This window comes from Rhodococcus sp. FH8, from assembly GCF_019266085.1.
GTDB classification, from domain to species: domain Bacteria; phylum Actinomycetota; class Actinomycetes; order Mycobacteriales; family Mycobacteriaceae; genus Rhodococcus_F; species Rhodococcus_F qingshengii.
Genome location: NZ_LPNQ01000078.1, coordinates 234,202 through 257,001 on the forward strand (window position 1 = coordinate 234,202; position 22,800 = coordinate 257,001).

The 22,800-nt window shown below is 63.3% G+C and carries 25 protein-coding genes; 11 read left to right on the forward strand and 14 right to left on the reverse strand.

All coding sequences use genetic code 11. The features are described 5' to 3' along the window. Positions 1–7 precede the first annotated feature (7 nt). A complete protein-coding gene (locus ATN38_RS24900; protein WP_039973208.1) occupies positions 8–1,210 on the forward strand; it encodes a PQQ-binding-like beta-propeller repeat protein in 1,203 nt (400 codons plus the stop codon). 13 nt (positions 1,211–1,223) lie between these two features. Here ATN38_RS24900 and ATN38_RS24905 read toward each other — a convergent pair whose 3' ends face one another. After that, positions 1,224–2,021, reverse strand: a complete 798-nt coding sequence (locus tag ATN38_RS24905) for a ParA family protein (RefSeq protein ID WP_003940948.1) — start codon at positions 2,019–2,021, stop codon at positions 1,224–1,226. A gap of 71 nt (positions 2,022–2,092) precedes the next feature. On the opposite strand from ATN38_RS24905, the gene ATN38_RS24910 reads away from it, so the two are divergent. Then, a complete protein-coding gene (locus ATN38_RS24910; RefSeq protein ID WP_080552758.1) occupies positions 2,093–2,716 on the forward strand; it encodes an acid phosphatase in 624 nt (207 codons plus the stop codon). A 17-nt stretch (positions 2,717–2,733) separates the two neighbouring features. Beyond that, positions 2,734–3,213 (forward strand): GNAT family N-acetyltransferase, encoded by a 480-nt coding sequence (locus tag ATN38_RS24915; RefSeq protein WP_003940724.1) that lies wholly within the window; start codon positions 2,734–2,736, stop codon positions 3,211–3,213. A gap of 42 nt (positions 3,214–3,255) precedes the next feature. Here ATN38_RS24915 and ATN38_RS24920 read toward each other — a convergent pair whose 3' ends face one another. Continuing rightward, a complete protein-coding gene (locus ATN38_RS24920) occupies positions 3,256–3,726 on the reverse strand; it encodes a hypothetical protein (protein WP_007731217.1) in 471 nt (156 codons plus the stop codon). 41 nt (positions 3,727–3,767) lie between these two features. Here ATN38_RS24920 and ATN38_RS24925 point away from each other — a divergent pair, with 41 nt between their 5' ends. Further along, complete coding sequence (locus tag ATN38_RS24925; RefSeq protein WP_007731209.1) at positions 3,768–4,724, forward strand: diacylglycerol kinase family protein; 957 nt, start codon at positions 3,768–3,770, stop codon at positions 4,722–4,724. A 255-nt stretch (positions 4,725–4,979) separates the two neighbouring features. Next, on the forward strand, positions 4,980–5,234 hold the full coding sequence (locus tag ATN38_RS24930) for a WhiB family transcriptional regulator (protein WP_003940950.1): 255 nt from the start codon (positions 4,980–4,982) through the stop codon (positions 5,232–5,234). Positions 5,235–5,353: 119 nt separating this feature from the next. Here the strand turns inward: ATN38_RS24930 and ATN38_RS24935 are convergent, their stop codons facing one another. Together ATN38_RS24935 and ATN38_RS24940 are read right to left on the reverse strand one after the other, a co-directional pair. After that, positions 5,354–6,856, reverse strand: a complete 1,503-nt coding sequence (locus tag ATN38_RS24935) for a sensor histidine kinase (protein WP_003940890.1) — start codon at positions 6,854–6,856, stop codon at positions 5,354–5,356. A gap of 8 nt (positions 6,857–6,864) precedes the next feature. Next, complete coding sequence (locus ATN38_RS24940; RefSeq protein ID WP_007731208.1) at positions 6,865–7,080, reverse strand: biotin/lipoyl-binding carrier protein; 216 nt, start codon at positions 7,078–7,080, stop codon at positions 6,865–6,867. A 136-nt stretch (positions 7,081–7,216) separates the two neighbouring features. Here ATN38_RS24940 and ATN38_RS33445 point away from each other — a divergent pair, with 136 nt between their 5' ends. Continuing rightward, positions 7,217–7,291, forward strand: a complete 75-nt coding sequence (locus ATN38_RS33445) for a 50S ribosomal protein bL37 (protein ID WP_022597109.1) — start codon at positions 7,217–7,219, stop codon at positions 7,289–7,291. 102 nt (positions 7,292–7,393) lie between these two features. Here the strand turns inward: ATN38_RS33445 and rsrA are convergent, their stop codons facing one another. Together rsrA and ATN38_RS24950 are read right to left on the reverse strand one after the other, a co-directional pair. Then, positions 7,394–7,675, reverse strand: a complete 282-nt coding sequence (rsrA, locus tag ATN38_RS24945; RefSeq protein ID WP_003940722.1) for a mycothiol system anti-sigma-R factor — start codon at positions 7,673–7,675, stop codon at positions 7,394–7,396. After that, positions 7,672–8,370 (reverse strand): sigma-70 family RNA polymerase sigma factor, encoded by a 699-nt coding sequence (locus tag ATN38_RS24950; protein WP_058226476.1) that lies wholly within the window; start codon positions 8,368–8,370, stop codon positions 7,672–7,674. Before ATN38_RS24950 ends, rsrA begins: the two co-directional genes overlap by 4 nt. Before the next feature lie 207 nt (positions 8,371–8,577). Here ATN38_RS24950 and ybaK point away from each other — a divergent pair, with 207 nt between their 5' ends. Together ybaK and ATN38_RS24960 are read left to right on the forward strand one after the other, a co-directional pair. Next, the gene (ybaK, locus tag ATN38_RS24955) at positions 8,578–9,072 is read left to right on the forward strand and encodes a Cys-tRNA(Pro) deacylase (RefSeq protein ID WP_007731205.1); all 495 of its coding nucleotides are present in this window, start codon (positions 8,578–8,580) and stop codon (positions 9,070–9,072) included. A 24-nt stretch (positions 9,073–9,096) separates the two neighbouring features. Continuing rightward, positions 9,097–9,810, forward strand: coding sequence for an SIMPL domain-containing protein (locus ATN38_RS24960; protein WP_218748878.1), 714 nt, complete (start codon positions 9,097–9,099; stop codon positions 9,808–9,810). A gap of 3 nt (positions 9,811–9,813) precedes the next feature. Here the strand turns inward: ATN38_RS24960 and ATN38_RS24965 are convergent, their stop codons facing one another. Next, complete coding sequence (locus ATN38_RS24965) at positions 9,814–10,566, reverse strand: SOS response-associated peptidase (RefSeq protein ID WP_037129051.1); 753 nt, start codon at positions 10,564–10,566, stop codon at positions 9,814–9,816. A 49-nt stretch (positions 10,567–10,615) separates the two neighbouring features. Between ATN38_RS24965 and aroA the strand changes: the two genes are divergently transcribed. Together aroA and rsgA are read left to right on the forward strand one after the other, a co-directional pair. After that, positions 10,616–11,929 carry a 3-phosphoshikimate 1-carboxyvinyltransferase gene (aroA, locus tag ATN38_RS24970; protein WP_218748880.1) on the forward strand — a complete coding sequence of 438 codons (1,314 nt, stop codon included), beginning with the start codon at positions 10,616–10,618 and terminating at the stop codon, positions 11,927–11,929. Next, positions 11,878–12,915: a ribosome small subunit-dependent GTPase A gene (gene rsgA / locus ATN38_RS24975; RefSeq protein WP_037129054.1), complete on the forward strand. Its 1,038-nt coding sequence runs from the start codon at positions 11,878–11,880 to the stop codon at positions 12,913–12,915. Before aroA ends, rsgA begins: the two co-directional genes overlap by 52 nt. Before the next feature lie 113 nt (positions 12,916–13,028). On the opposite strand, the gene ATN38_RS24980 is transcribed toward rsgA, so the two are convergent. The 6 genes from ATN38_RS24980 to ATN38_RS25005 form a co-directional block, all read right to left on the reverse strand. Continuing rightward, positions 13,029–14,270 carry a fatty acid desaturase gene (locus tag ATN38_RS24980; protein WP_003940700.1) on the reverse strand — a complete coding sequence of 414 codons (1,242 nt, stop codon included), beginning with the start codon at positions 14,268–14,270 and terminating at the stop codon, positions 13,029–13,031. A gap of 138 nt (positions 14,271–14,408) precedes the next feature. Then, entirely contained in the window at positions 14,409–15,671 is a 1,263-nt protein-coding gene (locus ATN38_RS24985) for an acyl-CoA desaturase (protein WP_003940901.1), read from the reverse strand. 24 nt (positions 15,672–15,695) lie between these two features. Next, positions 15,696–16,814, reverse strand: a complete 1,119-nt coding sequence (locus tag ATN38_RS24990; RefSeq protein WP_003940928.1) for a ferredoxin reductase — start codon at positions 16,812–16,814, stop codon at positions 15,696–15,698. Positions 16,815–16,906: 92 nt separating this feature from the next. Continuing rightward, the gene (locus ATN38_RS24995) at positions 16,907–17,407 is read right to left on the reverse strand and encodes a hypothetical protein (protein ID WP_218748882.1); all 501 of its coding nucleotides are present in this window, start codon (positions 17,405–17,407) and stop codon (positions 16,907–16,909) included. 23 nt (positions 17,408–17,430) lie between these two features. Next, positions 17,431–18,840: a wax ester/triacylglycerol synthase family O-acyltransferase gene (locus ATN38_RS25000; RefSeq protein WP_007731194.1), complete on the reverse strand. Its 1,410-nt coding sequence runs from the start codon at positions 18,838–18,840 to the stop codon at positions 17,431–17,433. After that, the gene (locus ATN38_RS25005; RefSeq protein WP_218748884.1) at positions 18,834–19,259 is read right to left on the reverse strand and encodes an HAD-IA family hydrolase; all 426 of its coding nucleotides are present in this window, start codon (positions 19,257–19,259) and stop codon (positions 18,834–18,836) included. The genes ATN38_RS25000 and ATN38_RS25005 overlap by 7 nt, the downstream gene beginning before the upstream one ends. Positions 19,260–19,389: 130 nt before the next feature. On the opposite strand from ATN38_RS25005, the gene ATN38_RS25010 reads away from it, so the two are divergent. After that, a complete protein-coding gene (locus tag ATN38_RS25010; protein ID WP_228402140.1) occupies positions 19,390–19,908 on the forward strand; it encodes an Rv3235 family protein in 519 nt (172 codons plus the stop codon). Positions 19,909–19,944: 36 nt separating this feature from the next. Here ATN38_RS25010 and secA read toward each other — a convergent pair whose 3' ends face one another. Next, complete coding sequence (secA, locus tag ATN38_RS25015; RefSeq protein ID WP_007731191.1) at positions 19,945–22,788, reverse strand: preprotein translocase subunit SecA; 2,844 nt, start codon at positions 22,786–22,788, stop codon at positions 19,945–19,947. Positions 22,789–22,800: the final 12 nt, after the last annotated feature.

The following is a 22,800-nucleotide window of genomic DNA, read 5'->3' on the forward strand; positions in this document are numbered from 1 at the left end:
TGCCGATGTGCTGGCTCCCGAAAGGCGTACTCGCTCAGATGTGATCGGTGCGCTGGCAATCGCGCTGGCCGTAATCGTGGCGGTGACCGTTGTGTGGTTGCGCAGTGATGCGCGCGGAACCACCTCGGTCACCGCTGAATCTCCACTCCCACCTCTGTCGACGTCGGTGTTGTTACCCGACATCCTGAAGCAGACGTGGGAATCTCCCAGTGCCGACTCGACGGCACCGATCACCGTCGGAAATGCCGTCGTCACCGCCGACGGCTCCGAGGTGATCGGCCGCGATCCGGCAACGGGCGAAGAAGTGTGGCGATACGCGCGCAACATTCCGCTGTGCGGCGCGATCGGTTCGTGGGATCGCGTCGTCAGCGTCTATCAGGACGATCGCGGTTGCTCTCAGGTCACGTCGCTGGTCGCCGACACCGGCGCCCGAAAGGACCAGCGCAACAGCGACGCCGATTCCGCGGTCAGCCTTTCAGCGGACGGCACCTACCTGATTTCGCGCGGCACTGAGCGAATGGAACTGTGGCGCTCGGACCTCGTCCGAACCCTCGAGTACGGCCGGGTCGACGCGAAGGTCAACCCCAACAAGCAACCCCGCACCGGATGCACGCTGCTCGACGCTGCATCGAGCGCCAACCGAGTCTCGGTACTCGAGCGCTGCCCCGGTGAAGCCTCCAACAGGTTGACGGTGATGAATCCCGCACCCAAGGACGCCCAGGAACCCGAAGAGTACGGATCCTCGATTCTCCTCGACTCCGAGGGCGCCCGCCTGCTGGCCGTGGCCGGCGAGAAGACGGCCGTCTACCTCCCTGCCGCCAACGGAACCGTCTCTCGCATCACCATTTTCGACGGAACCGGCAATCCGATCGTCGACTATCCGATCGAGGGAGCGGTGACCGAAGGGGCCCGCACCCACGCCGACAAGGCTTCGATCACGTGGTGGACCGGCTCGCAGACCGTCAACCTGCGCCTGAGCGACCTGGCTCCGACGTGGATCGTCAACGGAACGTCCGGGCCCGGAAGCATGGTTGCCGGTCAGATGCTCATCCCCGTTCCGGGCGGCATTGCAGCCGTCAGTCCGTCGGACGGAGCGGTTCAGCGCATGATCGCAGTCGACCGCGGTGAGACGGCGACACCGATCGTGCTCGCCAGTGCGGGCGAGACGATTCTGGAACAGCGCGGCGACACCTTGTTCGCGCTGCGCTAGAAGCTCACCTTCCTCAGAGCGCCAGTTCCGGCGCGAAAGTCACGACTTCATTTCCAGCCCAATGCTTTACGAGATTGTCGGCGAGTTCTCGATAGGCATCCGCGCCCTTGTTCTTTCGTCCGGCGAGGACCGTCGCACCCGACGCGGACGCCTCGGCGAACTTGACGGTGCGTGGGATCGGAGGCGCCAGAACGGCCAGGGAGTAGCGGTCGCTGACGTCGGCGAGCACGTCGCGACTGTGCGTGGTTCGAGCGTCGTACAGAGTCGGAAGTGCGCCGAGCAGAACAAGATCCGGGTTGGTGATGGCTTGGACTTCACGAACCGTACGCAGCAGCTGTCCGACGCCGCGGTGTGCGAGGGTTTCGCACTGCAGTGGAACCAGAACCGACTGCGCCGCAGTCAATCCGTTGAGTGTGAGCACACCCAACGACGGTGGGCAGTCGATGATGATGACGTCGTAAGAGCCCAGGAGCGGAGACAGCGCCCGCTTGAGCGCGAACTCTCGACCGGGTCGCATCAGGAGCAGCGCTTCGGCGCCCGCGAGATCGATCGTGGCCGGCAGGAGATCCATACCGTCGTCCGTCTTCAGCACGGCGTCGACCGCATCGAGATCACCCGCCAGGACCTCGTTGACCGAACGCTCGAGGCGATCCGGGTTGTGTCCGAGCGAGAACGTCAGGCAGCCCTGCGGGTCGAGATCCACCACCAGAACTCGTTGTCCGAGCGCGGACAAAGCCGCACCGAGAGAAGCGACGGTGGTGGTTTTAGCCACGCCGCCCTTTTGATTCGCCACTGCGAGAACCGTCGTCACACGTAGATCCTTGCGCACTTCGCGCCAGGAGGCGAGCTACACACGCGAGGCAGCCTGCAATGATGGTCGACATGACGTCCCAGTCCGCCCCCTCGTCGATCCCCCTCGGTGCTCGCGTCGTACTCATGCGACACGGTGAAACCGAGTGGGCACGCACCGGGAAACACACGGGCCGGACCGAGGTTCCGCTGACTCCGCTCGGCGAGATGCAGGCAACCGCGACCGGAAATCGCTTGCGAACCCTCGACCTCCGGAACCCCATGATTCTGACGAGTCCGCGGCTGCGCGCACAGTTGACGGGCGATCTCGCCGGCCTGCCGGAAGAGCGAACCTGGGATGCACTGTCCGAATGGGACTACGGCGATTACGAAGGCCTCACGACGCCCGAGATCCGCGCAACGGTGCCCGATTGGACCGTCTGGACGCACCCGTGCCCCGGCGGCGAGCAGGCCGATCAGATCCACGCCCGCACCGACATGGTGCTGTCGATGGTGCGTTCGCAACTACCCGAACGCGACGTGATCCTGATCGGGCACGGCCACTTCTCACGCGCACTCATCGCCCGCTGGCTCGAGCTCCCGGTGACGGAAGGAAAGCGTTTCGCCTTGTCCCCCGGCGCATACTCGGTTCTCGGTTACGAGCATGGCGCCACCCACCTCGTCCATCACAACGTGCCGCCGCTCGTCGAGGCTTGAGGCCTAAGATTCTCCCTATGATCCGACGCGCCACGCCCGCAGACGTCCAGCCGATCACAGACATGATCTACGAGTTGGCCGACTACCAGAAGGCCCTCGACGAGTGCACCGTGAAGGCGGAACAGATCGGCGAGGCTTTGTTCGGGCCGGCCGCGACGGCCTTCGCGCACGTCGCTGTGAATTCGGCCGACGACGTCGTCGGCATGGCGTTGTGGTTTCGCAATTTCTCGACGTGGGACGGCGCCCACGGTATCTACCTCGAAGACCTCTACGTCAAGCCCAGTCAGCGCGGATCAGGCCACGGGAAGGCTCTTCTGGCCGCACTCGCCAAGGAGTGCACCGACAACGACTACACCCGGCTGTCCTGGTCGGTGCTCAACTGGAACACCCCCTCGATCAAGTTCTACGAGTCACTCGGCGCCGACGCGAAGACGGAGTGGACCACGTATCGCCTGACCGGTACTCACCTCGGAGCTCTCGCCGCCGAAGCTGAGTAGAGCGGAAGCTGAGTAGGTCTGAAGCAGCGTAGGCGTTCCGTCCTACTTGTCCCGCGGCTCGTCGGTCTCGTCCGGGCGTCCCTCTTCCGGCGACACCTCGTCTGCGTACGCTCCGTACTCCGCTGCCATCCATCGAGACGTCGGAGCCGAGAACAGGCAGCCCAGAGCGCCGAGAACGACGACACCCAGAACGATGCCGAGCGGCACCTGATGCGAATCGGTCAGGAGCGACCAGGCGACCGGCAGGAGCAGCAACTGTGCGACGACGGCGATTGCCCGGCCCCACCGGCGGCCCGTCAGCAAAGCGATACCGGCAGCCAACACCGCGCCGCCGAGGATCGCGACCCAGGCGGCAAATCCGTATCCGTTGGTGACGCTCTGATCGTGGCCGGTTGCACCGCGAATCACTGCGACGATCGCGAACCCGGCGGCAACCAGCCCTTGAAGCGTCACGAGGGCACCCGCCCATGTGACTGTCTTGGGCAGGGCGTTCGGACTGGCGGTATTCGGCACGAGGCCAGCCTAGAACACGACACCGGATAGGCTCATGCCCCGTGCGCGCACTGCTGATCGTCAACCCCAATGCCACCTCCACCACCGCTGCCGGTCGTGACCTGTTGGCACACGCCCTCGAGAGTCGGGTGCGACTTACTGTGGCGCACACCACACATCGGGGTCATGCTGCCGAACTGGCGCGCGAAGCCCACGAAGACGGCTTCGGCTCGGTGATCGTCCACGGTGGCGACGGAACGGTCAACGAAGTGGTCAACGGACTGCTCGGGTCACCGCATCCCGCGTCGATGAAATCGGTTCCGGTCGGTCCGATCCCGACGATCGCTGTCGTCCCAGGCGGCTCGGCAAACGTTTTCGCGCGCTCACTCGGTATTGCCGCCGACCCGATCGACGCCACGAACCAACTCGTCGACCTCCTCTCCGAACGGACCAGGCGCCGAATCGGGCTCGCACACTGCGACAACCGTTGGTTCACGTTCAACGCCGGAATGGGCCTCGACGCCGATGTGTGCGAGGCCGTCGACGCCAGCCGTAAGAACGGTGACGCCGCCACACCCGCCCGGTATGTCCGAACCGCGATCGCGGCGTTCTTCCGTGCCAAGCGAGCCGAACCAGCGCTGACCGTCCACCTTCCCGATCAGGATCCCGTCTCCGGAGTCCACTACGCATTCGTCTCGAACTCGAGCCCGTGGACATATCTGGAAGAGCGTCCCGTCCACACCAATCCGGGAACGACCTTCGACAGTGGACTCGGCATCTTCGCCATGACGAGCACCAAAGTTCTGCCGTCCCTGCGGGTTGTGCGGCAACTACTCGCACGCGGCGCGGAGCCGAAATCGAAGGTCCTCTTACGCACCGACGACGTCCCGACAATCACCATCGAATCGTCGCGACCGATCGGACTCCAGATGGATGGCGACTACATCGGACTTCGTGAAAAGGTCGAATTCACCTCGGTCCCGGATGCACTGGAAGTGTTCGCACCGATTACGACGTGAGTCAGGCAACACGTTTGACCTGCAAAAACTCTGGTGCCAAAAGGTCGAAATCGCGTAAAATGCCGGTGACGCCCAGGTGGCCGTCAGGTGTGTCACAAATTAGTGAGTTGGCCCACGAACCCGTTCAAACCTATTGACATACCGCGAGTTCGTGAAAGCATTCACAAGTAACAGTGCGGAAACATTGATGACGCACACACAAACTCATTGGTACCAAATGGTGTGAATACACACCCAATTAAGGAGCGAAAAAAGATGGACTGGCGCCACAACGCAATCTGTCGCGACGAGGATCCCGAACTGTTCTTCCCTGTGGGAAACAGTGGACCGGCCCTCGCTCAGATCGCTGATGCCAAGGTTGTCTGCAACCGCTGCCCCGTCACCGCCGAGTGCCTGTCGTGGGCTCTCGAGTCCGGCCAGGATGCAGGCGTCTGGGGCGGAATGAGCGAAGACGAGCGTCGCGCACTCAAGCGTCGTAACGCACGTACCCGTGCACGCACTTCCGTCTAGGTAGAACCGAGACGTTCGACTCGCGGCGGAGAACAGCCCCTCTGCACAGTCGAAGACGACAGCCCGGCACCACATGGTGCCGGGCTTTTTGTCTGCTCGAATCGCTAACGCTGCTCGAATCAGTAACGCGCAGAACGTCTACCGAGCGGCACACGCAGAACCGCGTCGGTACCGCCTCCGCTTCCCGGGTGCAGTCCGAGCGAGCCACCGAGTTCGGCGCCCAGCAAAGTCCGCACGATCTGGAGTCCGAGCCGATCGGACTTCTCGAGGTCGAAGTTCTCCGGCAGTCCGCGCCCGTTGTCGTGGATGATCACGTCCAACCAGCGTGCAGAACGCTCGGCACTGAGTGTGACCGTGCCGGTCACGCCCGGATCGAAAGCGTGCTCGATCGCGTTCTGCACCAACTCCGTCAGCACCATGACCAGCGGGGTGGCGCGCTCGGCGGAGAACACTCCGAAACTGCCCTCACGCCGAATCGTCACCGGCACACCTACTCCCGCGACATCGGAGAGCATGGGAACCAACCGGTCGATCACCTCGTCGAGATCCACCTCTTCGTCCACCGACATCGACAAGGTGTCGTGAACGAGGGCGATGGACGTCACGCGCCTCACCGACTCTGTCAACGCTTGTCGCGCTTCGTCGTTGCCGGTTCTCCTGGCCTGTAGACGCAGAAGCGCCGCGACGGTTTGCAGATTGTTCTTCACTCGATGGTGAATCTCGCGGATGGTTGCGTCCTTGCTCAGGAGAGCGCGATCACGACGCTTGACCTCGGTGACGTCGCGGACGACGACCGCAGCACCGACATGCCGGCCGCCAGGCTTGAGAACCAGGGCCCGCAGCAGAACGGTCGCCCCGCGCGCCTCGATCTCCATACGGCGACCGGGCTTGTCCGCCAACGTATCTCGGATGTATCCCGCAGCTTCCTGAGACTCGAACGGGTCGGTGACCAACGAACGGGTCAGCGCTGCGAGGTCTTGGCCCACCAGATCCGAACTCAGACCCATCCGGTGATAGGCCGAGAGCGCGTTCGGGCTGGCATAGACGACTGTGCCTTCGGTATCGAGACGGATGAAGCCGTCGCCCGCACGTGGGCTCGAGTTCGTGTCGGAGCGCGATTCTCGGATCGGGAAGGTTCCGTCGCTGATCATCTGACACAGGTCTTCGGCGCAATCGAGATACGCGAGTTCGAGCGGACTCTGCGCTCGCTGGTGCGACAGGTTGGTGTCGCGGCTCAGAACAGCGATGACTCGCCCGTCCAGACGCACCGGAACGGCTTCCCGACGCGGCGGCATTCCTTCACGCCACGTCTCGTCTTCCCCGCGCACTACGCGGCCCTCCACGAGAGCGCGAAGAACCTGCGGGTGCTCGGACTCGGAAACGACCGTTCCGACCGCATCCTCCGGAAAAGCCGTCGATGCCGTTGTCGGCCGGCAATGCGCGACGCAGATGACCGTCCCCTCGGATCGGTTCTTCTCCGATTCGGTGCCCACCCACAAGAGAACGTCGGCAAAGGAGAGGTCGGCGAGCAGTTGCCACTCCCCCACGACGCGCTGGAGATGGTCGACCGCCGCACCGGGAAGGTCGGTGTGTTCGGCGAGGAGGTCGCTGAGAGTGGACATCGTCCGGCTTAGGAGATCACGGCGATCAGATCGCCTTGCTGAATCACGTCGCCGACCTTGACGCCCACCGTCGTCACCGTTCCCGGAACCTCGGCCAGGACGGGAATCTCCATCTTCATGGATTCGAGGATGACCAGGGTGTCGCCGTCCGCAACGACGTCTCCCTCGCTCACGACGACCTGGTAGACCGTCGAAACCATCTCGGCGCGCACGTCTTCTGCCATCGTGAACCTCACTTCTGTCGGAACTGCACTCTGACCACGAAAATACGTCGACGGATCACTCGATCGACCTGCCAATGGAACCACACCGGCATCGGCGTGAAACAATGACGCGAAAGAAACAGAAGGGAGACCAATCATGGGTAAGCGTGGTCGTAAGAAGCGCAGCCGTAAGGGCAACGCCGCTAACCATGGCAAGCGTCCAAACGCCTGACATGTAGCGCAACAAAACGTCCGAGGGGCGGGGAAGCATTGCTTCCCCGCCCCTCGGCGTTACTGCCTTCCGACTGCTGCCGCTCAGATCTTCGCTGACGGGCTAGCTGTCGGTTTCGGTAGTCGTTATGACGATGGTCCGACGCAACTCGACGGTGAGCCTCTGACGCAGGCTTTCCGGCGCGTGGTCTCCACCGCACTTACGGTTGATCAGGCTCTTGACCTTCTCTTCGATCCCGTAGGCCTCGAGGCACGATCCACAATCGTCGATATGACGCTGCAGGCGAGCACGACTCGAATCGTCGCATTCACCGTCGAGCATCAACCAGACGTCGGCGATGACTGCCGAGCAGTCGAGCCTTTCGAATTCGTCCTGCTCACTCATCGTGTGACACCTTCCGTCTCGGTGGCTGCGACTGTGGCTGTGTCGACCGCGCCGTCCCGATTGAATCCCCGGTCTTTTGCGACATCGGCCAAAAGACCACGCAATTGCTTGCGACCACGGTGCAGTCGCGACATCACCGTTCCGATGGGTGTGCCCATGATCTCCGCGATCTCCTTGTACGGGAATCCTTCGACATCGGCGTAGTACACGGCCATACGGAATTCCTCGGGAAGCGACTGCAGCGCCGCCTTGATGTCGTCGTCAGGCAACGCGTCGAGCGCCTCCACCTCGGCCGATCGCAGCCCCGTCGAGGTGTGCTCGGCGGTGGCGGCCAACTGCCAGTCGGTGATCTCGTCCGTCGGATACTGCGCGGGTTGGCGCTGCTTCTTGCGGTACGAGTTGATGTAGGTGTTCGTGAGAATCCGGTACAGCCAGGCTTTCAGGTTGGTACCGGCACGGAACGAACGGAAAGCGGTGTACGCCTTGACGTACGTCTCCTGCACGAGATCCTCGGCATCAGCGGGATTCCGCGTCATACGCAAGGCAGCGCCGTACAACTGGTCGAGCAGCGGGAGCGCGTCGCGCTCGAACCGGGCAATCAACTCATCCGGAGTTTCGGGCGTTTCGGACACTGCGCCGTCGATAGGTTCAGCTACCCCTGACGGTTCGTCCTTGGGCCGGTCGTGTTCCAGCACTCTGATCCCTTCACTAGCCGTAGGGATCAAGGTTACCGCCAACTGAAGATCCGACCCACGGGCCGGTGGTGGCTCACACACAGCCAGCACGGTCGCTCCTTCGCTTCTCGGGACAAGTTTCATCAACTGGTACCAACACGGGAGTCAGCGACTCTGTTCCCGGCCTGGTCGGATGCACCTGTCGGCGATCCACATAGGGTGTTCCTCATGGCCGGAACAGCGACCCCTGCGACCGTACTTCTCGACAAGTCGAAGACACCGCACCGCGTCCACAGCTACGACCACGATCCTCGCGCGGAATCTTTCGGCGACGAGGCGGTCACCGCACTGGCAGAGTCGACAGGCGTCGAGGCCGCACAGATCTTCAAGACCTTGGTCGTCAAACTCGACACCGGCAAGCTCGCCGTCGCGGTTCTGCCGGTCCCGGACAAGCTCTCCCTCAAGGCTGCAGCCGCTGCCCTCGGTGCGAGCAAAGCCGTCATGGCCGATCGCGCCGAAGCCGAGCGCTCGAGCGGCTACGTCTTCGGCGGTATCTCACCGCTCGGCCAGCGCAAGAAACTGCCGACAGTGATCGATGCGTCGGCGCTCGACTGGGACCGCATTCTCTGCAGCGCCGGCCGACGCGGGCTCGAAATCGAGCTGGCTCCGACGGACCTCGCGCAGCTCAGTGGCGCGGTCACGGCGCAAATCACGGCGGGCTGAGTATCCGGTCGCTACGGTCTCACCATGCGACCACACCTGAAAACTCTTGCACTGACCGCTGCAGCGGCAGCCCTCACCGTCTCGCTGACGGCCTGCGGGAGTTCGGACAATGCCGCCAAGGAAGTCACGGTAGTCGGATCAGGGCAGGTCCGCGGGGCGCCGGACATCCTCAATGCCGACATCGGCATCGAGGTGGTTGCCCCGGACGTATCGGGGGCGGTCTCCGAGTCGAATGACAAGGCCCGTCAGATGATCGACGCGATAGTCGCTGCCGGGGTGGCCCCCGAGGACGTGCAGACAAGCGATCTGTCCGTCCAGCCGCAGTACGACGCCAGTGGTGGACCGTTCATCGGCGGCAACGTGACCGGCTACCGGGCGACCAACTCGGTACGGATCGTCGTCCGCGATCTCGACAAGGCCTCTTCTGTCCTGGACGCCGGCATCGCGGCGGGCGGAAACGCGGCACGGCTCGGCAACGTCGCCTTCGCCATCGACGACGACTCTCAGCTTCTGGCCGACGCTCGCACCCGGGCCTTCGAGGACGCGAAGAACCGTGCCGAGCAGTACGCGGATCTGTCCGGTACGTCGCTCGAGAACGTCGTGACCATCACCGAGGCACACGACACGAGTGGCGGTCAGACCATGCGCGCTCCCGACGCCTCGATGTCCGACATGGTTCTCGCCCCGGGAACCCAGCAGGTCTCGTTCGAAGTGACCGTCACCTGGTCTCTCGGCTGACCACTAGAGCAGGCTGATCTGCTCGCCGGCACGGTCGACGTCCGGCTCGATCAACTCGTGCCCGTTGTTCTTGACACTGTTGACCAGCGGCCGGACTCGATCGACGTCGATCCGCTCGAAGAGGTCCGTTACCGGTTCGAGCAGAGCCGAATCGACGGTGTTGTCGGGATCGAGCCACGCCTCCCAGCGGTCACGAGGCAGGGCGAGGGGCATGCGGTCGTGAACCTGCTCGAGGTGACCGAGAGAGTCGACCGTGACGATCGAGCAGCTCAGGACGGGGCTCGCGTTCTCGACCCTCGGGTCCCGCCAGGCAGACCACACGCCCGCCATGAACAGCCGTGATCCGTCGTCGGGGTGCATGTAGTAAGGAATCTTCGCTGCCTTTTTCCCGCCGGTGGCCTCGGTCTGCCACTCGTACCACCCGTCCATGGGGACCAGGCAACGCTTGAACTTGAAGGCGGTCCGAAACGCCGGCTTCTCCGCCAGCGAATCGGCGCGGGCGTTGAACAGGACCGGGCCTTTGCCCAGTTCCTTGGTCCACGACGGCACCAATCCCCACCGCATCCGCCGAATCCTCTTGGTCGGATCGCTGTCGGGGTTCTCCCGATCGTGGCGTTCGACGACAGTCAACACCTCGGTCGTGGGGGCCACGTTGTAGTCGGCTTCGACGGGCGCCGAGTGGTCGGTCTCGTCGAGCGCATCGAGTTCCACCGCCAGGGTGGCCGGGTCCGCTGTGGTCGCATACCTTCCGCACATGACACCCAGGGTGGCACGGTTTCGACCATTCCCCCACCGATGAGAGAAGATGGACCATGTGAGTCTGAGTCTGTGGAGCGCCCCGAGGGCCCAAGCACCCGTCGATGCAGTGGTGACGCTGCCCGGATCCAAGTCCATCACCAATCGAGCTCTGATTCTGGCCGCACTTGCGGATGGCCCGTCCACGATCACCGGTGCACTCCGCAGCCGTGACGCCGACCTGATGATCGCCGCTCTGCGTGACCTCGGCATCGGCGTCGAGGAAGCCGGTGATGCGACCACGCTTCGCATCACCCCTGGACCCCTGCGCGGCGGCGAGGTCGACTGCGGCCTGGCCGGCACCGTGATGCGCTTCCTGCCGCCACTCGCCGCGATGGCCGACGGCATCGTCCACTTCGACGGCGACGAGCAAGCACGCACACGACCGCTCGGCACCATCTTGGAAGCACTGCGCGGTCTCGGCGCTCGGATCGAGGGTGACGCACTCCCGTTCACCGTCACCGGAACCGGGTCCCTACGCGGCGGGACGGTCACCATCGACGCATCCGGTTCGTCGCAGTTCGTCTCCGGTCTCCTGCTCTCGGCTGCTGCGTTCGAAGAGGGTGTCACCGTTCACCACGACGGCAAGCCCGTCCCGTCCATGCCACACATCGACATGACCGTCGAGATGCTCCGCGAGGCCGGAGTTTCCGTGACGACGCCAGCCACGGGCGGTGACGCGGACACCTGGCGTGTGGCACCGGGGCCGGTGCACGCCGTCGACTGGGCGATCGAACCCGATCTCTCCAACGCCACACCGTTCCTGGCCGCTGCCGCAGTGACCGGCGGAACCGTCAGCGTCCCGACGTGGCCGTCGTCGACGACGCAACCCGGCGACGCGATCCGCGGGATCCTCGCCTCGATGGGGGCCGACGTCACTCTCGCCGATGGTGTCCTGACCGTCCGCGGCCCGGAGAAACTGCGCGGCATCGACATCGACCTCCACGACGTGGGAGAGCTGACCCCCACCGTGGCGGCCCTGGCCGCTCTCGCCGAGGGCACCTCGCATCTACGAGGAATCGCGCACCTGCGCGGGCACGAGACAGACCGTCTCGCCGCCCTCGCCGACGAGATCAACAAACTCGGCGGCTCCGTCACCGAAACCGATGACGGCCTGACGATCGTTCCCGCGGAACTCCATGGCGGACAATGGCTCTCGTATGCCGACCACCGCATGGCAACAGCCGGCGCCATCATCGGCCTGGTCGTCGACGGTGTCGAGGTCGACGATGTCGGAACCACGGCCAAGACACTGCCCGGCTTCGAGAACATGTGGATCGACATGCTCGAGAGTTCGCCTGCGACACCGAAGGCAAGCTTCTGAGTCCGCGGCAGTACGACGAGTCCGACGTCCGGGTACGCCCCGGGCGCGGATCCCGCCCCCGTACGAAGACTCGGCCCGAACATCTCTCGGCCGAATCGGGGATGGTGGTGTCGAAGGATCGTGGCCGTTGGGGTTGCGTCCTCGGCGGCGATCCCGACCGGCTGATCGTCACGATGCGCGCCCGCGAACTTGGCCGAACCCCCATCGTCGTCGGCGATCAGGTGGACATAGTCGGCGATCTGTCGGGCAAAACCGACACCCTGGCGCGCATCGTCCGGGTCTCCGAGCGTTCGACGGTTCTGCGACGGACCGCCGACGACACCGATCCCTTCGAACGTATCGTCGTCGCGAACGCGGAGCAGTTACTCATCGTCGTGGCACTCGCCGATCCCCCACCGCGCACCGGCTTCGTCGAGCGCGCACTGGTCGCCGCCTACGTGGGTGGCCTGACGCCGATCGTCTGCCTGACCAAGAGCGACCTCGAACCGCCGGAGGAATTCGCGAGCACGTTCGCCGACCTCGACATCCAAGTGGTCGTCGCCGGTCGCGACGATCCCCTGGACGAACTGACGCAGATCCTCGAGCACAAGTTGACCGCCCTGATCGGACATTCCGGCGTCGGAAAGTCGACACTGGTCAATCGCCTTGTCCCCGATGCCAATCGAGCGGTCGGCATAGTATCCGGCGTCGGCAAGGGCCGGCACACGTCGACGCAATCGGTGGCACTCCCTCTCGCCGGTGGCGGCTGGGTGATCGACACCCCGGGCATCCGTTCGTTCGGTCTGGCGCACATCTCGCCCGAGAACGTGGTGGCGGCGTTCTCGGATCTCGCTGCGGCGATCGAGGATTGCCCGCGCGGATGCACGCACCTCGGACCGCCGGCAGATCCCGAATGCAAGCTCGACCTGCTGGAGGGCAAATCAGCTCGACGCGTCGTCGCTGTGCGACAACTGCTGGAAGCGATCAAGTCCAACGATCAGTACTGAGCGCCCCGAGCGACGTTCCGGGCGAGAACAGCAAAGCGGCCCGACACCATCGAATGGTGTCGGGCCGCTTGCTGTCTACGGTCAGCGCAGTCGACGATCAGCGCAGTCGACGATCAGCGCAGGCCGAGGAGGCTGCGCAGCTTTCCGCTCTTGCGCTTACGTGCGATGGCGCTCTTGAGGCCACTGCGACGCCCGGTCACGGGATCGACAGTCGAGGTCAGTTCGCCGTCGAACATCCGCTCCGACGCCGTCTCGGGCGCATTGTCGACGGTGTCCTTGAGGTACTTGTTGGGCAGCGACAGCTTGGCGATGGTTCGCCAGGACTTGGCGTACTGCACGGCAAGCGGGCCGGTCGTGTACGGCAAGTCGTACTTGTCCGCGAGCTGACGCACCGTGACCGCGATGTCCTTGTAGCGGTTGCTGGGCAGATCGGGGAACAGGTGGTGCTCGATCTGGTAGCTCAGGTTGCCCGTCATGAAGTCCATGAGCGCGCTGCCCTCGATGTTGGCGCTGCCGAGCATCTGACGCAGGTACCACTGAGCCTGCGTTTCCTTGTCGATGTCTTCCTTGGTGAACTTCTCGGCACCGTCCGGGAAGTGGCCGCAGAAGATGACCGCGTTGGTCCACACGTTCCGCAAAGTGTTGGCGGTGAAGTTGGCCGACAACGTGCTCTTCCACGCCGGGCCGGTGATGGCCGGGTAGATGACGTAGTCGCGCAGGACCTGCTTGCCGATCTTCTCGCCGACCTCACGGAGCTTGCGCTGCGTCTCTTCCTTGTCGGCGCGGCCCTTGGCCACCTTGCCGAGCTCGAGGTGCTGAGCGGCGATGCCGTACTCGAAGAACAGCGCGAGCAGCGTGTTGTAGACCAGGTTGCCGGCGTTGAAGGGCTTCCAGCGCTGATCGCGGGTGACGCGGAGGAGTCCGTATCCGACGTCGTCGTCCATTCCGAGGACGTTGGTGTACTTGTGATGCAGGTAGTTGTGGGTCTGCTTCCAGTGCGCAGACGGGCCGGTGACGTCCCACTCCCACGAGGTGGAGTGGATCTCCGGGTCGTTCATCCAGTCCCACTGCCCGTGCATCACGTTGTGCCCGAGTTCCATGTTCTCGATGATCTTCGAGAGCGTCAGCAGGCCAACTCCGGCGAGCCACGCCGGACGACGACGGCTGGCGAAAAGCACTGCGCGGCCGCCGATTTCGAGCGAACGCTGCAGACGAATGACGTTGCGCACGTATCGCGCATCCTTCTCGCCGCGCGACTCCTCGATGTCGCGACGAATCGCGTCGAGTTCGCGGCCGAGCGCTTCGATGTCGGCGTCCGTGAGATGTGCGTATTCCTTGACATCTGCAATCGCCATGGAAAGCCTCCTAGCAGTGAGTTAGGCGCAAAGTAGTAAGTGCAGAACGATCATCGATTCGAATCGTTCAGATCAACTGCACCTACTGTAGCGTAACTTACGGCACCGTAGGTTAGGTTTTTCCCGATGTAACCTATATCACTTCCGGCGCTTCGGCATGCGGGAACGGGCCTGCGACTTGAGTGCGGTCAACAAACCGAGACGCTTACCGGTGATCGGATCGGTACGAAGGTCCTCGACCATCGCCATGGCTGCGTCCCGGAATCCCGAGTCGCGGAACCGCAGTTCCGACGACGTTTCCGGAGCATTGTCCGAGGTTGCGGTCAGCCACTTGTCCGGCAAAGCCAACTTGTGGATGGTGCGCAGAGCCAGAAGATACTGCTTGAAGAGCGAACCGGTGGTGTACGGGAGATCGAACTTCTCGCACAATGCACGCATCTTCACAGCGATTTCGGGATAGCGGTTGCTCGGCAGATCAGGAAACACGTGGTGCTCGATCTGGTAGCTCAGATTGCCGCTCATGAGTCCCATGAGCTTGCCGGAATTGAAGTTCGCACTACCGAGCATCTGGCGCAGGTACCACTCGTGACGAGTCTCCTGCTCGAATTCGGCAACCGTGAACTTCTCGGCACCGTCCGGGAAGTGGCCACAGAAGATGACGACGTACGCCCACAGGTTGCGCACGAGGTTCGCGGTCGCATTGGCCGACATGGTCGACTTCCACGCCGGCCCCGTCAGCGCCGGGAACAAGATGAAGTCCTTGCCCACCTGACGAAAGATCTTGCGCGCGAAGTCTTTGTTCGCCTGCGAGTTCAGCTGCCCCTTTTCCGCGCCCTCCAACTCGGCTGCCGCCGTGAGGTCGTGCAGCGCGATGCCCCACTCGAACGTGGCCGCCAAGATCACGTTGGCGATCGGCTGGAAGAGGTTGATCGGCTTCCACGGCTCGTCACGAGTCATACGCAGAATCCCGAAACCGAGATCCTCGTCCATACCGACGACGTTGGTGTACGTGTGGTGCTGGTAGTTGTGGGCGCGCTTCCAATGCTCGGAAGGACCGGTCTGATCCCACTCCCACGAGACGGAGTGAATCTCGGGATCGTTCATCCAGTCCCATTGCCCGTGCATGACGTTATGCCCGAGCTCCATGTTCTCGATGATCTTCGACAGGCTCAGCAGGGTCGTGCCGACCAACCATGCCGGTCGGTACCGACTGCCGAACAATGCGATACGCCCGCCGAGCTCCAACGCCCGCTGGACGCGAATGACGCGACGAATGTAGCGGGCGTCCCGGATCCCACGAGAGTCTTCGATGTCGAGTCGAATCTGATCGAGTTCACGTCCGAGAGCTTCGACATCGGCCTCGGTGAGGTGCGAAAACTCTTTGATATCGGTGATGGCCACCGTGGTCCTCCGTGTGCCTAGAAGCTATGCGTCCAGCGTACAGTCGCCGGCGGCGGCGGAGATGCACGTCTGGATGCGCTCACCCTCCGCGTGCTGTTTTCCCGAGCGTAGGTCGATCGCGTGGCCGGCGACGAGAGGCACGACACACGTCTGGCAGATGCCCATGCGGCAACCGAAGGGCATCAAGGCGCCGGACTGCTCGCCGGCTTCCAGAAGCGTCGTCGCGCCGTCGACGGTGATCGTCTTACCCGACTTCTCGAACGTGACCGTGCCGCCGTCCGCCGAGGCGTCGATGCGTGAAACCGCGAATCGCTCCATGTGGAGTCGATCCTCGATGCCTTCCGCCTTCCAGACGTCTTCGAGCTCGTCGAGCAACGGAAGGGGTCCGCACGCCCAGGTGTGGCGCTCACGCCAGTCGGGACAGACCGTGTCGAGAGAACTGAGTTTGAATTTTCCGTCGCGGCGCGTGAGCTGAACGTGGCTCACGAAGTCCTCGTGCTCGGCGTGCAGTGCTGTGAGTTCGTCGGCGAACATCACGTCGGATTCCGTCGGAGCCGAGTGGATGTGCATGACGTCGGGCAATTGACCGCGCCGGTTCATCGTCCGCAACATGCCCATGACCGGAGTGATGCCACTGCCGGCGGTGATGAACAGGATCTTCTCCGGCGGCGGATCCGGCAACGCGAAGTTGCCCGAAGGCGTGGCCAGTCGAACGATGGTTCCCGACGGCACGGCCCCGCTGACGAGGTGGCTCGAGAGAAAGCCCTCGGGCATGGCCTTGACCGCGATGGAAATGCGCTTGTTCTCCCAGTTGGGAGGCGAGGTAAGTGAGTACGACCGCCAATGCCAACGGCCGTCGATATGCAGACCGATGCCGATGTACTGCCCCGGCTGGTAGTTGAAGTCGAATCCCCAACCCGGCTTGATGACGATGGTCGCCGAGTCCGTGGTCTCGGGCCGGACTTCGACGATCTGGCCGCGCAGCTCGCGGGCGGACCACAACGGATTCGCGAGGTGCAGATAGTCGTCGGGAAGCAATGGTGTGGTCAGCCGAGCCGCCGCACCGCGAAGCAGATTGAGCTTCGACCGCGCTGCCGGAACTACCGACGCTGCCGGTGCCTCGATCCAGTCCTTCAGACCCATCAGACCTCCACCTCTCACCTTCCGAACCCACTGCCTACGGTACCGTAGGTTATCAGGTTACGGTACCGTAGGTTACTTCACGGTAAGCACATTCACAGCAGGTCGAGCAAGAACGGCAACTCCTGCGCGGCGTACCACGCCAACTCGTGGTCCTCCGCGTCACCGAGCGTGAACTCGGCATCGGCGTCACCGAGATCCGCCGCGTCGACTATGCCAGCAGCGCGCTCGATGTCCGATTCTGCCTGTTCGAGGTCGACATGCACAGATGCAACCTGAGCCATCGTCACAGGACCCGCCAATCGGACTACCGAATCGTCGAGATCGGGCCGTAACTTCACATCGGCATCGTCGACGTCGGCGGCAACGACAGCACGCCGGAAGGTGACGTCACCCTCGGTTCCGGCGATCAGTCGCAGCGACGCACGCGCAGCCTCACCCATGGCGACCTCGGCCAACTCGTCGTCGTCCCCCGCCGCGTACGACTCACGCAGAGTCGGGGTGATTGCAAAAGCCGTCCGGCTCATCGGGTCGAACTCCTGATCTGCGACCAACTGCTGCAAAATCTCGACCGTCGCCGGTACGTACACCCTCATGAGACCACCTTCATGCTCGTTCGTCACCGACTCGCATCCGTCAATTCCTCGAGTGACTCGAAGATCAGCGAACGAACGACGTCGACGTCCGACATCGCGTCACGGTCGGCATTCAAACCGTAGTAGACATTTCCGTCGTACGACGTCAGGGCGATGCTGAGTGTCTGATTCTTGAGTAGTGGCGACACGGGATACATCTCGAGCATCCGAGCACCACCGAGGTAAAGCGGAAATTGCGGCCCTGGCGCATTGGTGATCATCAAGTTGAACATTCGCTGCGACAGACTACTGGCCGCGCGGGAGCTCATCGCATGCAGCGTCGCCGGCGCAAACCCGGACATTCGCACCATCGTCTGCGCGGTGACCCGCCGACCCTGACGCGCGAATGCCTCCGTCGCATGGGCCACGTGCGAGAGCCGAACCACCGCGTTGGGTTCACCGACAGGCAGGTCGATGAGGAACGAGGAAACATGTCCGGGCGCTTGCGGATCGTCGACGTCAGGACTCTCCGGGCCGTCGGTGTAGACCGACATGGGCACCATCGCTCGCACGATGGTCGCCTCGGTCACCGGTTCACCGCGCGAGAGCAACCAGTTCCGCATCGCACCTGCGATGACGGTCAGAATCACGTCGTTGATCTCGCACCCGTACCGCGCGCGAATACGTCGATAGTCCTCCAGAGACGTCTTGGCCACCGCAAGGCGTCGATTGCGCGAAATGGTGGCGTTGAGCGGGCTCGACGGGGCTACCTGCGTCGCCGTTCGAACCACTTCCGCGAGTTTCCCGAGTGCACTCACAGCCTCGGTGACGGATGTGGTCACGTCGTTGAACGCTGCACGCGCCCGTGCGATCCCCTCCCCCGGGCTCGTCACGAGATCCGCCAGTGCACTGACCAACAAGCTGGTATCGCTCGGCGGCCTGGCGGGCATCCACAATTCTTCGGGGCCTGGCGCTCGATTCTTCTCCGGATCGAAGATCACCTGACTGATCTCTGGAGCCGCCTCGCCGTCCACCAACGACGAATGAGACTTCGTGAAGATGGCAAATCTGTTTCTGGTCAGCCCCTCGACCAGGTACATCTCCCACAACGGCCTCGTGCTGTCGAGTGGTCTCGACGTCAGCCGCGCGATCAGATCCATCAGCTGTTCGTCGGAACCCGGTTTGGGCAGAGCAGATCGGCGAACGTGATAAGTGATGTCGAAATCCGAGTCGTCCACCCAGACGGGGCGGGCCAGACCGAACGCCACCTCGCGAACTCTCTGTCGGTACCGCGGAACCGATCCGAGCCGCTCTTCGACAAGTCGAAGCAACTCCTCGTGATCGATCCCGTTTCGCAGTTGCCTGAAGATCCCCAACGAGCCGACATGCATCGGCGTCGTCCCGGCTTCGAGGAAGTAGAAAGCGGCATCCTGAGTCGTCAGTCTGTTCACCATGGCTTCGTGTCCCCTCCTTCGCCGAGATCGAACAGAATCGACAACTCCTCGATGGTCGATTCCGAGCCGACGTGATGGACCCCGACCATCCCGACGGCCACAGCCGCCCGGACGTTGATTTCGAGATCATCCACGAAAACGAAATCCTCCGGCTCGACGCCCAAACGACTCGCTGCCAACAGATAGATCTCGGCGTCGGGCTTTGCCATCGCGACATCACCGGACAAGATCACGTCGTCGACCAAGACCCCGTCGCCGAGATCCCGCAACCACTGAGCACTGGCGCCGCCGGGATCGTTGCTGACGATTCCCGTCACGATTCCGCGGGCCTTCACCGCGCGCACGACCGCGCTCAAGCCGTCGAGATCCGATCCCGGACCGAACAGCACGCCACCGACATCCAACAGAAGTCCCCGCACGCCATCACCCTAAGTCGCGATGGTGATCACGGCGACATCTCGAGCGATTCGTGTCATGCTTCTCACCATCGCTCGGGGGAGCGAAGTCCGAGACAGCTGTCTCGGACGCAGGATCATCCGGGGGGATGTCATGGAGCAGGACTGCAAGATCGTTCTCGAGCCGGCGCCGCAATTCGAGCCTCACCCGCATACCGTCGTGCTGTCGCGGCCACAGTGCCGGCCAGACCGAACGCAGTGCCGAACAGACCGGATGCTGCGTCGCCCGCGAAAGACGCCACACAACGGAACGTCGCCCAGTACCGGGTTCACTCACGCTCCGGAACCGCGGCTGGTAGGTGCCGACATCTTCTGGAACCGATCACTACGTCTGGTTCTCGAAACCGTCGACCGACGACGAAATCCACGGCAGCTCAAGGGCGTGTTGACGCCGTCCGTCCTGGAAGTTGTTGCGAGACTTTACACTTCGGATTTCTCGGCCCGGAAGCTGGGCGGCGCGGCCGTTCACCGCACCCACGTTCAAGCAGTGTCGGAGAGTACCGCCGAAGTCTGTGCGACGTACACACGAGGCACGCAGACTTTTGCCGTCGCAGGCCGGATCGACCACACAGACGAAACAGGCTGGACGGTCACCGCACTACACGTGGTGTGACCGTCCAGCCTGCCGAGTACTGACTGCGCTAATACCTCAGCGCTTGCGCTTGGACTTCGGAGCTCGATTGCTCTTCGACTGCGTCCGTGCGGCTTCACGACGTTCGCGACGAGAGGCGGCACCGTCGCCGGTGTCGGCAGCCGAGTCACGAGTTGCCTTTGCCTTGCCGTCCTCGTCCGGGCCGGTGTACGTCAGACGTGACGGACCTTCGTCGTCAAGTCCCTTGGCGCGCAACGCCGTCGGGGCAGCAGTTCCGGCAGTCCTGGCCGCAGCTTCCTGCGTCGGGAGCGGCTTGGGCGCCGTGGCGGACGCCGCGGCGGCCGAGCCGGCCGTGACGGAAATTCCGCTCGCGGGCTGCGCCGGAGCTGCCTCGACCTGCAGGTTGAAGAGGAATCCAACGGACTCTTCCTTCAATCCGTCGAGCATGCCGATGAACATGTCGTAACCCTCGCGCTGGTACTCGACCAGCGGATCGCGCTGGGCCATCGCGCGCAGACCGATTCCCTCCTTGAGGTAATCCATCTCGTAGAGATGCTCACGCCACTTACGGTCCAGGACCGAGAGGAAGACACGACGCTCGAGTTCACGCATACCGTTTTCGCCGGCGATCGCATCGATCTCGGCTTCGCGCTTCTTGTACGCCGCGTGGGCGTCTTCGAGCAAAGCGGTTCGCAGGTCGTCACGGCTCAGGTCACTGTTGATGCCTGCGCCGTCCTCCCCTGCCAACGTCTTGTGATCGATGCCGACCGGGTACAGCGTCTTCAGCGCCGTCCACAGCTGCTCGAGATCCCAGTCCTCGACGTATCCCTCGGCGGTGGCACCGTCGACGTAGGCGGTGACCACGTCAGTGATCATCTGCTCGACCTGGCCTTCCATGTCCTCACCCTCGAGGATCTGGCGGCGCTCCTTGTAGATGACCGTTCGCTGCTGGTTCATGACCTCGTCGTACTTGAGGACATTCTTGCGAATTTCGAAGTTCTGCTGCTCCACCTGGGTCTGAGCGCTCTTGATGGCCTTCGAGACCATTTTGGCTTCGATCGGGACGTCGTCGGGCAGGTTGAGGCGCGTCATGATCGACTCGAGTGCCGAACCGTTGAAACGGCGCATGAGCTCGTCACCGAGCGAGAGATAGAACCGCGATTCGCCGGGATCACCCTGACGTCCGGAACGACCACGCAACTGGTTGTCGATTCGGCGCGATTCGTGACGCTCGGTGCCCAGGACGTACAGGCCGCCGGCATCGCGGACCTTTTCGGCGTCTGCCTTGACCTCAGCCTTGACCTCGTCCAGGACTGCGTCCCAGGCCGCCTCGTACTCGTCCGGCGTCGTGACCGGGTCGAGGCCCTTCTTGCGCAGCGCGATGTCCGCGATGATGTCCGGGTTACCACCGAGCACGACGTCGGTACCGCGGCCGGCCATGTTGGTCGCGACGGTGACCGCGCCGGAGCGACCGGCCTCGGCGATGATGGTCGCTTCCTTCTCGTGGAACTTGGCGTTGAGGACGTTGTGGGCAACGCCGCGCTTGGTGAACTGCTTGGACAGGTACTCCGAGCGCTCGACGCTGGTCGTACCGATCAGGACGGGCTGGCCGTTCTCGTGGCGCTCGACGACGTCGTCGACCACCGCGTCGAACTTGGCTTCCTCGGTCTTGTAGATGAGGTCGCCGTTGTCGACTCGGACCATCGGACGGTTTGTCGGGATCGGGATCACACCGAGCGTGTAAGTCTGGTGAAGCTCGGCAGCTTCCGTCTCGGCGGTACCCGTCATGCCCGACAACTTGTCGTACAGACGGAAGTAGTTCTGCAGGGTGATGGTGGCAAGGGTCTGGTTCTCCGCCTTGATCTCCACCTTCTCCTTGGCCTCGATCGCCTGGTGCATGCCCTCGTTGTAGCGGCGGCCGACCAGCACGCGGCCGGTGAACTCGTCGACGATGATGACCTCACCGTCGCGGACGATGTAGTCCTTGTCCTTGGTGTAGAGCTCCTTGGCCTTGATCGCGTTGTTCAAGTAGCTCACCAGCGGCGAATTCGCGGCTTCGTACAGGTTGTCGATACCGAGCTGGTCCTCGACCAGTTCGACGCCCGCCTCGTGCACACCGATGGTGCGCTTGCGGATGTCGACCTCGTAGTGAACGTCCTTCTTCAGCAGCGGCGCGATGCGCGCGAACTCGCTGTACCACTTGCTGGAGCCGTCGGCCGGGCCCGAGATGATGAGGGGGGTTCGGGCTTCGTCGATGAGGATCGAGTCGACCTCGTCCACGATGGCAAACGCATGGCCACGCTGGACCAGGTCGTCCAACGAATGCGTCATGTTGTCGCGCAGGTAGTCGAAGCCGAACTCGTTGTTGGTGCCGTACGTGATGTCGGCTGCGTAGGCGACGCGGCGCTCGGCCGGCGTCATGCCCGAGAGAATCACACTGGTCTCGAGGCCGAGGGCGCGGTGAACGCGGCCCATCCACTCGGAGTCACGCTTGGCGAGGTAGTCGTTGACCGTCACCACGTGGACGCCGTCACCCGCGATCGCGTTCAGGTATGCCGGAAGAACACAGGTCAGGGTCTTGCCCTCACCGGTCTTCATCTCGGCGACGTTGCCGAAGTGCAGGGCCGCGCCGCCCATGATCTGCACGTGGAAGTGCTTCTGGTCGATCACGCGCCACGACGCCTCGCGGGCAACCGAGAATGCCTCGGGCAGCAACTCGTCGAGAGTTTCCCCGGCGGCATAGCGCTCACGGAACTCGGTGGTCTTGGCTTTGAGTTGCTCGTCTGTCAGGCCTTCGACATCGGGCGACAGAGATTCCACATGCTCGGCGATGTGCTTGAGCCGCTTGACCATGCGACCTTCACCAACACGGAGCAGCTTCGATAGCGACAGCGACGGCACAGTCTTCTTCGT